General features: G+C 71.6%; 11 protein-coding genes. 7 read left to right on the forward strand and 4 right to left on the reverse strand.

All coding sequences use genetic code 11. From position 1 onward, the window contains the following. Nucleotides 1–39: 39 nt before the first annotated feature. A complete protein-coding gene (panB, locus tag FXF51_RS29575) occupies nt 40–870 on the reverse strand; it encodes a 3-methyl-2-oxobutanoate hydroxymethyltransferase (protein ID WP_148437969.1) in 831 nt (276 codons plus the stop codon). Between the two features lie 145 nt (nt 871–1,015). Here panB and FXF51_RS29580 point away from each other — a divergent pair, with 145 nt between their 5' ends. The 6 genes from FXF51_RS29580 (at nt 1,016) to FXF51_RS29605 (ending at nt 8,716) form a co-directional block, all read left to right on the forward strand. Then, on the forward strand, nt 1,016–2,314 hold the full coding sequence (locus tag FXF51_RS29580) for an MFS transporter (RefSeq protein ID WP_148437970.1): 1,299 nt from the start codon (nt 1,016–1,018) through the stop codon (nt 2,312–2,314). A gap of 178 nt (nt 2,315–2,492) precedes the next feature. Continuing rightward, nucleotides 2,493–4,055, forward strand: coding sequence for an MFS transporter (locus tag FXF51_RS29585; protein ID WP_148437971.1), 1,563 nt, complete (start codon nt 2,493–2,495; stop codon nt 4,053–4,055). A gap of 100 nt (nt 4,056–4,155) precedes the next feature. Further along, entirely contained in the window at nt 4,156–4,758 is a 603-nt protein-coding gene (locus FXF51_RS29590; RefSeq protein ID WP_148437972.1) for a TetR/AcrR family transcriptional regulator, read from the forward strand. 144 nt (nt 4,759–4,902) lie between these two features. Next, on the forward strand, nt 4,903–7,011 hold the full coding sequence (locus tag FXF51_RS29595) for a right-handed parallel beta-helix repeat-containing protein (protein WP_148437973.1): 2,109 nt from the start codon (nt 4,903–4,905) through the stop codon (nt 7,009–7,011). Continuing rightward, complete coding sequence (locus FXF51_RS29600) at nt 7,008–7,442, forward strand: hypothetical protein (RefSeq protein WP_148437974.1); 435 nt, start codon at nt 7,008–7,010, stop codon at nt 7,440–7,442. The genes FXF51_RS29595 and FXF51_RS29600 overlap by 4 nt, the downstream gene beginning before the upstream one ends. Beyond that, a complete protein-coding gene (locus FXF51_RS29605; RefSeq protein ID WP_262379917.1) occupies nt 7,439–8,716 on the forward strand; it encodes a hypothetical protein in 1,278 nt (425 codons plus the stop codon). Before FXF51_RS29600 ends, FXF51_RS29605 begins: the two co-directional genes overlap by 4 nt. 13 nt (nt 8,717–8,729) lie before the next feature. On the opposite strand, the gene FXF51_RS29610 is transcribed toward FXF51_RS29605, so the two are convergent. Together FXF51_RS29610 and FXF51_RS29615 are read right to left on the reverse strand one after the other, a co-directional pair. Next, nucleotides 8,730–9,509: an ABC transporter permease gene (locus tag FXF51_RS29610; protein ID WP_148437975.1), complete on the reverse strand. Its 780-nt coding sequence runs from the start codon at nt 9,507–9,509 to the stop codon at nt 8,730–8,732. Next, nucleotides 9,506–10,450: an ATP-binding cassette domain-containing protein gene (locus FXF51_RS29615; protein WP_148437976.1), complete on the reverse strand. Its 945-nt coding sequence runs from the start codon at nt 10,448–10,450 to the stop codon at nt 9,506–9,508. Before FXF51_RS29615 ends, FXF51_RS29610 begins: the two co-directional genes overlap by 4 nt. A 48-nt stretch (nt 10,451–10,498) precedes the next feature. Between FXF51_RS29615 and FXF51_RS29620 the strand changes: the two genes are divergently transcribed. After that, the gene (locus FXF51_RS29620) at nt 10,499–11,263 is read left to right on the forward strand and encodes a TetR/AcrR family transcriptional regulator (protein ID WP_148437977.1); all 765 of its coding nucleotides are present in this window, start codon (nt 10,499–10,501) and stop codon (nt 11,261–11,263) included. Here FXF51_RS29620 and FXF51_RS29625 read toward each other — a convergent pair. After that, nucleotides 11,220–11,570 (reverse strand): hypothetical protein, encoded by a 351-nt coding sequence (locus FXF51_RS29625; RefSeq protein WP_187414639.1) that lies wholly within the window; start codon nt 11,568–11,570, stop codon nt 11,220–11,222. The two genes, FXF51_RS29620 and FXF51_RS29625, sit on opposite strands and share 44 nt — an antisense overlap. Nucleotides 11,571–11,574: the final 4 nt, after the last annotated feature.

Here is an 11,574-nt window from a genome sequence, read left to right on the forward strand (position 1 = left end):
TTCAGCGCGGGACGGCCACCGGACGCGCGCCCGCCCCGCTCAGCTGTACGTGTGCTCCGCCGCCGGAAACGCCCCCGACACCACGTCGTCGGCGAACGCCCGCACCGCCCGATCCATCTCCCTGGCCAGATCGGAGTACTGCTTGACGAACCGGGCAGGCTGCGGCGTCAGCCCCATCAGGTCCTGCCACACCAGCACCTGGGCATCGGTCTGCGCCCCCGCCCCGATCCCGATGGTCGGGATCGCCAGCGACGTCGTCACCCGCTGCGCCAGATCGGCCGGCACGCACTCCAGCACCACCGAGAACGCCCCGGCCCGCTCCAGGTCCTTGGCGTCCGACATGAGCTCGTCGCCCGACTGCCCCCGCCCCTGTACGCGGTAGCCGCCCATGACGTTGACCGACTGCGGCGTCAGCCCGAGGTGCGCCATCACGGGCACGCCCGCCGAGACCAGCGCCTCGACCTGCGGCAGCACCCGCCGTCCGCCCTCCAGCTTGACCGCGTGGGCCCCCGCCTCCTTCATGAACCTCGCCGCCGACTCCAGCGCCTGCTGCGGCGAGGCCTGGTAGGAGCCGAACGGCAGGTCGGCGACGACCAGGGCGCGGGAGGAGCCGCGCACGACGGCGGCCGTCAGCGGCAGGAGGTCGTCGACCGTGACGGGGATCGTGGAGTCGTAGCCGTAGACGACCATGGCGGCGGAGTCGCCCACGAGCAGGACCGGGATGCCCGCCGCGTCGAACACCCGTGCCGTCATCGCGTCGTAGGCGGTGACCATCGGCCACCGCTCTCCGCGCTGCTTGGCGCTGGTGAGGTCGCGGACGGTGACGCGGCGCCCGGACGCGCCGCCGTACAGCGTGGTGGAAGAGGACATGCGTGAACCCTCCAGAAACGTCTCGAGGCGCCCCAGTGGCGTCCCCGGACTCATTCCGATGATGTCACGCGTGCCATAGCAGGAAAACCTGTGGCGAAACTGTCAGTGCCTCTTGCCAGAATCGACGTCGGAGGTAATCAACACCATGGCTCTCGACCCTTACCGACGTCTGCTCAAAATCCCCGGCGTCCCCACGCTGCTCCTGGTGGGGCTGCTGGCCCGCATGCCCGCCACGGCCGTGGGCATGGCGCTGACCTTGCACGTGGCGGAGGTGATGGGCCTGGGGTACGGCCCGGCGGGGCTGATCTCCATGGCCAGCACGATCGGCATGGCCGTCGGCTCGCCGCTGTCGGGCAGGTTCGTCGACAAGCACGGGCTGCGTCCGGTGCTCACGGTCACCACCGTGGCGCAGGCGGCGTTCTGGGCGAGCGCGTGGGCGATGCCGTTCCCCGTTCTGCTGGTGGCGGCGGTGCTGGCCGGGTTGCTGGCGTTGCCGGTGTTCAGCGTGACCAGGCAGTGCCTGGCGGCGATGGTGCCGGTCGAGCAGCGGCGCAGCGGGTTCGCGCTCGACTCGATGCTGGTCGAGATGTCGTACATGGTGGGTCCCGCGCTCGCGGTGGCGGGCATCACGGCGTTCGGCAGCGGTGTGACGCTGACCGCCATCGGCGTGGGCCTGACGCTGGCGGGGGTGGGGCTGATCCTGCTCAATCCGCCGGTCCGCTCGGTCGAGGAGCTCAAGGCGGAGACGGTGAAGGTGTCGAGGCGGCAGTGGCTCACGCCGGCGTTCGTGGCGCTGCTCGGCACGGCCGCGGCCGCCACCTTCGTGCTCACCGCGACCGAGCTCTCCCTGGTCGCGACCATGAACGAGGCCGGGCAGACGGTGTGGGTCGGGCTGGCGGTGGCCATCTGGTGCGTGTTCTCGCTCATCGGCGGCTTCGTGTACGGCGGGCTGTCGCGCGGCTTCTCGCCGCTGGCCCTGATCGCCGGCATGGGGCTGCTCACCATCCCGGTCGCGCTGGTCGGGGGCGGGTGGCACTGGCTGGTGCTGGCGCTCCTGCCCGCGGGGCTGCTGTGCGCGCCGGCGCTGTCGTCCACGGTGGACGCGCTCAGCCGGTGGGTGCCCAGTGCGGCCCGGGGCGAGGCCATGGGCTTCCACGGCACGGCCCTGCTGATCGGCGGGGCCGCGTCGGCTCCCATCGCGGGCGCGGTCATCGACGGGGCGGGGCCGGAGTGGGCGTTCGTGCTGGCCGGGGTGGTGGGGGTGGCCATGGTGGTGGTCGCCCTGCCGTTCTGGAGACGGCGTCCGGGGGCCGGTTCCGGGAGGTCGCTGGAGCAGGAGGTGGCTGAGCTGGCTGAGCGCGAGCCGGTCGAGCCTGTCAGGGGGATGGACGAGCCGGTCGAGCGGGGCGAGCGGGTCGGGACGGTGGAGTCGCCGCGGGAGTGAGCGGGGGCCGCTCCCGCGGCGTGCGGGCCTGCGCGGTGCCGCCGGCGGGCGAGGGGCGTCAGCGCCCCGACGGCCGGAGTTCACCGGAGATTTACGAAACGGGACCGTTGCGTATCGGAATACCTTCCGATACGGTGGCGTTGCGAAACTTACCCGTATCGAAATTAAGGACACCCCCATGGACCCGAACGCAGGACACCCCCGCCGCTGGGGCATCCTCGGCGTGCTCGTGTTCAGCCTGCTGGCGGTAGTGCTCGACAACACGATCCTGAACGTCGCGATGAAGACCATCGCCGACGAGACGGTCGGCTTGGGCGCCACCCAGAGCGAGCTGGAATGGGCGATCAACTCCTACACGCTCGTCTTCGCCGGCTTGTTGTTCACCTTCGGCGTGATCGGCGACCGGACAGGTCGCAAGCGCATGTTGTTCATCGGCATGTTGCTGTTCGGCCTGGCCTCGCTGGCCAGTGCCTACGCGCAGGACCCGATGCAGCTGATCCTGGCCAGGGCGGCGATGGGCATCGGCGGTGCGGCCATCATGCCGGCCACGCTGGCGATCATCTCCAACGTGTTCCCACCGGCCGAGCGAGGCAAGGCGATCGGTGTGTGGGCCGGTGGCGTGGGGCTCGCGGTGGCGATCGGCCCGATCACCGGCGGCCTGCTGATCGAGCACTTCTGGTGGGGCTCGGTCTTCCTGATCAACGTGCCGATCGTGGTGATCAGCATGATCCTGATCTCGATCGTGGTGCCCGAGTCGCGTGACCCGAAGCCGTCCAGGCTGGACCCGGTCGGCGTGGTGCTGTCGATCATCGGCTTGGTGGCCCTGGTGTACGGCATCATCCGCGGCGGCGAGCTGGCCACGCTGGCGAGCGCCGAGGTGCTGGTCCCGACACTGGTCGGGGTGGCGGTGCTGGGCGTGTTCGTGTGGTGGGAGCGGCGCATCGACCACCCGGTGTTCGACGTGCGCAGCTTCAGCAACGTGCGGTTCAGCTCGGCCATCGGCATGATGGGCATCGTCTTCTTCGCGATGATGGGCGGGATGTTCTTCCTCACGTTCTTCCTGCAGATCGTGCGGGGGTTCACGCCGATCCAGGCGGGCGCGCTGATGATCCCGTTCGCCGCCGCGCAGCTCATCTTCGCGCCGCTCAGCCAGCGCATCAACGAGCGGTTCGGCGCCAAGCTGTCGGCGACCGTCAGCATGGTCGTGGTGACGCTGGCCCTCGGCAGCTACGCGCTGATGGACATGAACACCCCGATCCTGCTCATCGAGATCATCTTCTTCGTCCAGGGCGCCGCGATGGCCAACATCATGCCGCCCGCGACGACGGCCATCATGGAGTCGCTGCCCAGGGAGAAGGCCGGTGTCGGTTCGGCGATGAGCAACACCGTCCGGCAGGTGTCCGGCGCGCTCGGCGTGGCGGTGCTCGGCTCGGTGCTGTCGTCCAGCTACCGGGGCGGGATGGAGCCCGCGCTGGCCGTCCTGCCCGAGGGCGTGCGGCACGCGGCCGGTGAGTCGATCATGGCGACCATGGCCGTCGTGCAGGAGCTGGGCGCGCAGGGGCAGGCGCTGGTGCGGCCCGCGTTCACCGCGTTCGTGGACGGCATGCACGTCACCGCGCTGGTGTCGGCCGTGATCGGGCTGATCGGCATCGGGGTGGTGGCCCGGTGGATGCCCGGCAAGCCCAGCTCCGCCAAGCACGCGGAGCAGAAGGAGCCGGTGCTGACGTCGTCCCGAGGATGAGGGGCGGTCCGGCCGATGGAGCGATCAGCGGGCGGCGCGTACGCGACCTGCCGCCCTGAAGTCCGGCGCGCACGCGTCGGCGAGGTATGGTGAGGCCGCGATGACCATCCAGGAATCCGGGACTGCCCGCCCCGCGGGCCGTCCGCGCAGCGAGAAGGCCGAGAAGGCGATCGTCGAGGCGGTGCTCGACCTGATCGGCGAGGGCATGGGCGTGTCCGAGCTGACCATCGAGGCGATCGCGGCGCGGGCGGGCGTCGGCAAGACCACGATCTACCGCCGCTGGGGCAACAAGGAAGACCTGGTCGTCGACGCGCTGTCCACGCTCAAGGCGCCGCTGCCGCCGCTGGCGGGCACGTCCGTGCGTGACGACCTGGTCGCCCTGGTCGACGCCATGCGCAGGGAGCACGGCCAGGCCCGCAGCCGCTGCGTGATGAACATCGCGATGAGCGAGGCCGACCGTTATCCGCAGCTCTTCGAACGCTTCCTCAAGCGGGCCGTCGAGCCACGCCGCAAGGCGATGCGCGAGGTGATCGAGCGTGGCGTCGCCTCCGGCGAGCTCCGGGCCGACCTCGACGTGGACATGGCGCAGGCCATGATCTCCGGCACCATGCTGTGGCACACCAAGTGGGGCCCCGCGGGCGACCTCTCGCCCGACCTGGCCGGGCGGGTCGTCGACGCGGCCCTGGCCGGCATGGCCCCGTGAGACCTCTGCAGAAGAAATGTAGGCGCGCGGGCTAGCATCCTGGTTCGCCCCACGAAGTCGCTCGGATGGCCGGCTTCGCGGGGCGCCATTGTTTCCGGATCTTTCGGCCTAGGCAGAACGTGAGCCTTGTTCTAATCTCCGGCCATGGGCCACTTGCGGAAGCTCGCGTCCATCGTCGCGCTCGCGTCGGGCCTGCTGGTGGCAGGCGCCGGCGCGGCCCTGGCCCACGAGGAGCGCCCGGTCACGTTCCCCGACGGCACGGGCTCGGTGCCGGTCCTGCGGCAGGGCGAGCCGGATCTGCTCGTCTGCAAGACCGACAAATCTGATTTTGAACGTCGTATCGCCCAATTTCCTGCCGACCTCAAAGCGCGCAATCTCGACTTATTCGCGAAATGTCAGGAAACAGGGCTTCGGCATGTGCAGGAGGCCGTCGACCGGGTGAACCGGCCCGGGATGACGATCGCCATCCTGCCCGGCCTCTACCGCGAGGAGCCCAGCCGCCCCGCCCCCACCGGCGCCTGTGCCCGCCTGCCCGCCCGCTGGTCCGACTGGGGCTACCAGATCCTCAGCTACGAGCAGCAGCTCCAGTGCCCGCACAACCAGAACCTGGTCGCCGTCCTCGGCAAGCAGGACCTCCAGATCGAGGGCACCGGCGCAGGCCCGCTCGACGTCGTCATCGACGCCGAGTACAGCAAGCTGAACGCCGTCCGCGCCGACCGTGCCGACGGCGTCTACTTCAGGAACCTCACCGCCCAGCGCACCACCTTCAACTCCCTGTACGTGCTGGAGACCGACGGCTTCGTCATCGACCGCGTCCTGACCCGCTGGAACGACGAGTACGGCTTCCTCACCTTCGCCAGCGACCACGGCCTCTACACCGACTGCGAGGCGTACGGCAACGGCGACGGCGGCCTCTACCCGGGCAGCGCCTCCAACCTGAACGAGGGCCGCGGCCACGATGTCCCCCGCTACGCCATCGAGATCCGCCGCTGCAAGAGCCACGACAACGCGCTCGGCTACTCCGGCACCGCGGGCGACTCGCTCTGGGTGCACGACAACGAGTTCTACGACAACATGGTCGGCGCCACGATGGACAGCCTCTGGCCGTCCCACCCCGGCCTGCCGCAGAACCACGCCAAGTTCGAGAACAACAAGATCTACGACAACAACCGCGACTACTACCGCCACACCCGCGACGGCACCTGCGCCAAGCCGCCCGCCGAGCGCGGCTACGAGCGGGGCGTGGTGTGCTCGCAGGTGGGGGTGCCGCCGGGCACGGGCGTCATCGTGGCGGGCGGCAACTACAACGTGTTCTCGAACAACCAGGTCTGGGGGCACCGGCGGGCGGGGTTCCAGCTCTTCGGGGTTCCCGCGTTCATCAGGGGTGAGGAGGACCTCGCCAAGCAGGCCGACACGTCCGACTTCAACCGCTACGAGCGCAACGTCTTCGGCGTCAGCCCGACGGGCGAGCTGCGGCCGAACGGGCTGGACGTGTGGTGGGACGGGCAGGGGAGCGGCAACTGCTGGCAGGCGGACGCGGGGCCGTCCTCGCCCGTGGTGCTGCCCGTCTGCGCCGCTACGGCGCCCGAGCTGTCGGGCGGGACGCGGCGGCTGCTGGCCGAGCCGGTCAAGCTCGTCAAGCTGTACCTGTGCGCCGACTTCAGCGCCGCGCAGGCGCGGCTGCCCGCCGGATGCGACTGGTTCGGGGCGTCGGGGCTGGGCAAGGTGGAGACGCAGCTCGCGCTGGGGGGATCGCTGGTGCTGGGGCTGGTGGCGGGGTTGTTCTGGTGGCGGTCGCGGCAGACGGTCCGGCAGGCGGCCCGGCAGGCGGTCCCGCAGACGGTCCCCCAGCGGGACGGGGGGAGCGGAGTGCGGCGGCGGCACCGGCTGATCCTGGCCGGGACCGTGGCCGGTGGGCTCGGGCTGGTGCTCGACGTCGTGGCGGCGGCCGTCGGCAGCCCGGCGCAGACCGGGGCGGCGTTGCTGCTGATGGGGGCGTGGTGGCTGTGCCTGGGGTCGGCGCTGCGGGCGGGGCGGCCGGTGTTCGGCTGGTTCACGATCGTGGTGGGGGTGCTGGCCTGCTTGGATGCGTTCGATCGACTGGTTTATCTGATTCCGGTCATTCCGCTGGGGCCTGGGTGGATCCGGGGGCTGGTCACCGGCGTCTGGGTGTTGTGGGCGGTGGTCGTGCTGGCGCCGAGGCGGGCGCGTGCGGTGGCCGAGCAGCCCGCCGAGGCCGAGGTGCCCAGGTGAGGCTCGCGCTACAGGGCCGGGCGCGGCTTATGGGCAGGGGATGGGGCGGGGGTGTGGTGGCGTGCTGCCTCGTTCTGGCGGCCCTGTCCGTCACCGGCTGCGGGCCGCTGTCGCGAACGCACCGCGACCCGGGCAACAGCCACGCGGTGGCGACCGGCGCGCCCAGCGAACGGGCGAAGGCCGAGATCACCATCGCGAACGGCCGGGTCGATCCGCCGCCCGGCTGGCTGGAGGTGCGCCAGGGGCGGCAGGTCAGCATCACCGTCACCAGCGACGTGCCCGACGAACTGCACGTGCACGGCTACGACCTCGCGGCCGAGCTGCGCCCGGGGGTGCCCGCGACGGTCCGGTTCACGGCGGACCTGACCGGCGTGTTCCAGGTGGAGACCCACCGCGCCGAACTGGTCCTCACCCAGCTGGCGGTCCGGTGACGGGCTGGCCGGCGGCGGGCGGGCCGGCCGGCGGCCGGGTGACGGCGGGCGTTGTGGTGCACGGGGTAGGCGAGCGGTCGGACCTGCCGATCCCGATCTTCTACGCCTACGCGGGCGCGTTCGCCGCGCTGGTCGTCTCGTTCCTGGCGCTCGCCCTGCTCTGGGCCGACTCCCGCTTCCGCGGCGACCACGCCGGCCGCCCCCTCACCCTGCCCGCGTCCGGTGGCAAGGCGACGAGGACGGCCCGCGTCCTGACCCTGCTGGCCGCCGTCTACACCCTGGCCTGGCTCATCCTCGGCCCCGCGACAGAGAACGCGGCCCCGTACCTGGTGTACGTGCTGTTCTGGGTCGGCCTGGTGCCCGCGTCGCTGCTGCTCGGCCCCGTGTGGCGGGCGCTGAACCCGTTCCGGCTGCTGCCCGACCGCCCGCGCCGCCCGTACCCCGCCGGGCTGGGGTTGTGGCCCGCGGCGGCGGGCCTGCTCGCGTTCACCTGGATGGAGCTGGTCGCGCCCGAGCCCGCCGCACCTCCGACCCTGCTGATCTTCCTCACTCTGTACGCCGCCGCCCAGCTCACCGGCACCTTCGTGTACGGCCACGCCTGGCTGGAGCGCGGCGACCCGTTCGAGGTGTATTCAACCCTGATCGGCCAGATGTCTCCCTTCGGCAGGCGAGCGGACGGCGGTCGGGTGCTGCGCAACCCGTTCGACGGCCTGGACGCCGTCGCCCCCGCCCCCGGCCTGGTCGCCACGGTCTGCGTGCTGCTCGGCAGCACCGCCTACGACGGCTTCTCCACCAGCCCCGCCTGGGTGAACGCCCTGCAGTCCGGCCCGTTCGGCGGGCGCGCGGGGCTGGGCACGATCGGCCTGCTGGCGGCCGTCGCCGGCGTGGCCGTGCTGTACACCGCCTGCCTCTTCGCGGCCGGAGTGATCGGCGGCGCGAAGGGGCTGGCGGGCCGCTTCGCGCACTCGTTGCTGCCCATCGCCGCCGGCTACCTGATCGCGCACTACTTCTCGCTGCTGGTCATCGAGGGCAGGCACGCGATCATCCTGGCGCTGGGCCTGGACGCCGAGGTGACCCAGAACGCCGTCGCCCCCGGGACCATCGCCACCGTGCAGGTGCTGGCCATCGTGCTCGGCCACGTCGCGGGCGTGGTGGCCGCGCACGACCGGTCGGTCAGGCTGCTGCCGCCCGCGCGGGCGGTGGCGGGCCAGATCCCGCTGTTCGTGCTGATGATCTGCTACACGACAGGCGGCCTGACCCTGCTGCTGGCGTAAGGGCTGCGGGCGGTCAGCGTGCGGCGGTCCTGCGGCGGAACAGCAGCGCCGCGACCGGTACGCAGAGCGCGACCGTCCCCGCCAGCCACGCCGTGGCCACCGCCCCCGACGACCCCATCGGCAGCCCCAGCAACAGCGACCGCATGGTCTCGATGATCGGGGTCAGCGGCTGGTTGTAGGCGAAGTCCCGAAGCACGCCCGGCATGGTCTGGGCCGGGACGATGCCGTCCGACACGTACGGCAGGAACAGCACGAAGAAGCTGAACGCCCCGGCCGCCTGGGGCGAGCTGACCAGCAGCCCCCAGACCGCCGCCAGCGCGGACATGGCCAGCACGTACCCGGTCACCAGGGCCAGCACCAGCGCCCAGTCGGCGAGGGAGGCGTCGGGACGGAAGCCGAGCAGGAGCGCGGCGGCCAGCGCGATGGCCGAGGACGCCACGTTGCGGATCACCGAGGCCACCACGTGCCCGGCCGGGACGACCCAGCCGCTGATCGGCAGGGTGCGGAAGCGGTCGATCATGCCGCCGGTCATGTCGTCGGCGATGGTCACGGCGGTGAGCGCGGCGCCGTACCCGCCGGACATGAGCAGGACGGCGGGGACGACGAAGTCGATGTAGGCCAGGCCGCTGGAACCGGTCGTGATCGCGCCGCCGAACACGTACACGAACAGCACCATGATGATCACGGGCAGCGCCGTGTTGACGATCAGGCCGTCCAGGACGCGCATGTCGCGGCGCAGGTCGCGGACGACGAGACGGCGCAGGTCGCCGGCGGCGGTGATGGGAACGCTCATGCCGCGGCCGCCGTCAGCTCGAAGAAGACGTCGTCCATGGTGGGGGTGCGCAGCTCGACGCGTTCGACCTGGATGCCCGCCCCGTGCAGCAGCTCCAGCGCGTGCCGCAGGTGGTCGGGGCCGTGGAGGGCCAGGGTCAGCTCCCCGGCCTCGGTGTCGACGTGCGCTCCCGGCAGGGCGGCGCCCGCGCGGGGCAGGTCCGCGGGGAGTGCGGGGCGCAGGGCCAGACGTTCCCTGCCGACCTGACGCTTGAGCGCGGCGGGGGAGTCGTCGGCGACGACCCGTCCGCCGTTGATGACCACCACGCGGTCGGCAAGCTGGTCGGCCTCCTCCAGGTACTGCGTGGTCAGCAGAATGGTGGTGCCGGAGGCGAGCAGCTCGCGGATCACCGACCACAGCTCCGCCCTGCTGCGCGGGTCGAGGCCGGTGGTGGGCTCGTCCAGGAACAGGATGGGCGGCGCCGACACCATGCTGGCGGCCAGGTCGAGCCGCCGCCGCATGCCGCCGGAGTACGTGTCCGCCCGGCGGTCGGCGGCGGCGGTGAGGTCGAAGCGCTCCAGCAGCTCGTCCGCCCGCCGCCTGGCCCGGTCGCGGCCCAGGTGGTAGAGCCCGGCGAACAGCTCCAGGTTCTCCCTGCCGGTCAGCAACGCGTCCACGGTGGCCTGCTGCGAGGTCAGGCCGATGGCGCGGCGCACCTGCGCGCCCTCGCGGGCCACGTCGTGCCCCGCCACCGTGGCGGTGCCGCCGTCCGGGGCGAGCAGCGTGGTCAGGATGCGCACGGTCGTCGTCTTGCCGGATCCGTTGGGGCCGAGCAGTGCGAGCAGCGAGCCGGTGGGCACGGTCAGGTCGATCCCGGCCAGCACGCTGTTGCCGCGGAACGACTTGGTGAGCCCTCTGGCAAGGATGGCATCTGTGAATACTCTACTGTGTATGACGTTCATAGTTTCAAGGTAATGCAGAATCCTAGGAGCGAGTCAAGGAGGAATGCGATGGCCGAGGACCGGTTGCCCCCCATGCTGCGGCGGATGTGGGGGCGCGAGCCGGCGCCGCGCAGGGGCCCCAGACCCCGGCTCGACCTGGCCACGATCACCGCCGCCGCCATCGAGCTGGCCGACGCGGAAGGGCTCGCCGGGGTGTCGATGAACAGCGTGGCCACGAAGGTGGGAGTGGCGGCGACCGCGCTGTACCGGTACATCGGCAGCAAGGACGACCTGCTCATCCTGATGGCCGACGCCATCGCCCCCGAGCCGCCCGACCCGTCCGGCCAGCCTTGGCGCGACTACCTCGCCCTGTGGACGCGGCTCCAGCGCGACCTCGTGCTGCGGCACGCCTGGGTGCTGCCGATCACCCAGTTCGCCCCGCCGCTCGGGCCGCGGCGGCTGCTCTGGCTGGACCGGGCGCTGGCCGCGCTCGACGGCACGGGCCTCGACGAAGGCGAGGTGATCAACGTCGCCAGCACCCTGACGGGTTACGCGATCACCGATGCGGCCATCACCCAGGCGGCGGGCAGCGGCTTCCAGGAGATGGCCGAAGCCGGCATCGAGGGCGCCTTCGACTACGGCGAGGTGCTGGTGGACCTGCTCGACCCCGCCGCCTACCCGGCGCTGTCGGCCGCCGTGCGCGGCGGCGCCTTCCGCGGCGCCGAGGGCTGGATCCACGACGAGGACTTCCGCTTCGGGCTCGACCTGCTGCTCGACGGGGTGGAGCAGCTCATCGCGCGACGCGCTTCAGGCGGCCGCGTCGGCGGGCAGTAGCTGCTCGGTGAGCAGCCGCCGCCACCTCGTCGTCCCCGTAGAGCGACCACCGCCCCAGATATGCGGCGATCTCCGCTTCGTTCCGTCCCTTGTCCGCGAGGAACGCCGCGTTGCCCCAGACGCCCCACAACACGTTTTTGGCCCGGTGCACGGCCGCCAGATCGCTGCCGTCCGGCCGGATGCCCAGCTCTGGCAGGACGTTCGCGCTCAGCCACGCCTGCGCCTCGTCCCCGGGGAACACCAGCTCCTCCGCCAGTAGCCCCAGCCCCTCGCTCAGCACGAACGACGGCGACAACATGAACCGCACGTCC

The organism is Nonomuraea sp. PA05 (assembly GCF_008086045.1).
Classification (GTDB): domain Bacteria; phylum Actinomycetota; class Actinomycetes; order Streptosporangiales; family Streptosporangiaceae; genus Nonomuraea; species Nonomuraea monospora.

Bases quoted from the DNA above. Each gene is read 5' to 3' on its own strand.
- FXF51_RS29585 (WP_148437971.1), top strand. From the start codon at position 2,493: ATGGACCCGAACGCAGGACACCCCCGCCGCTGGGGCATCCTCGGCGTG.
- panB (WP_148437969.1), bottom strand. From the start codon at position 870: ATGTCCTCTTCCACCACGCTGTACGGCGGCGCGTCCGGGCGCCGCGTC.
- FXF51_RS29620 (WP_148437977.1), top strand. From the start codon at position 10,499: ATGGCCGAGGACCGGTTGCCCCCCATGCTGCGGCGGATGTGGGGGCGC.
- FXF51_RS29615 (WP_148437976.1), bottom strand. From the start codon at position 10,450: ATGAACGTCATACACAGTAGAGTATTCACAGATGCCATCCTTGCCAGA.
- FXF51_RS29595 (WP_148437973.1), top strand. From the start codon at position 4,903: ATGGGCCACTTGCGGAAGCTCGCGTCCATCGTCGCGCTCGCGTCGGGC.
- FXF51_RS29590 (WP_148437972.1), top strand. From the start codon at position 4,156: ATGACCATCCAGGAATCCGGGACTGCCCGCCCCGCGGGCCGTCCGCGC.
- FXF51_RS29610 (WP_148437975.1), bottom strand. From the start codon at position 9,509: ATGAGCGTTCCCATCACCGCCGCCGGCGACCTGCGCCGTCTCGTCGTC.
- FXF51_RS29580 (WP_148437970.1), top strand. From the start codon at position 1,016: ATGGCTCTCGACCCTTACCGACGTCTGCTCAAAATCCCCGGCGTCCCC.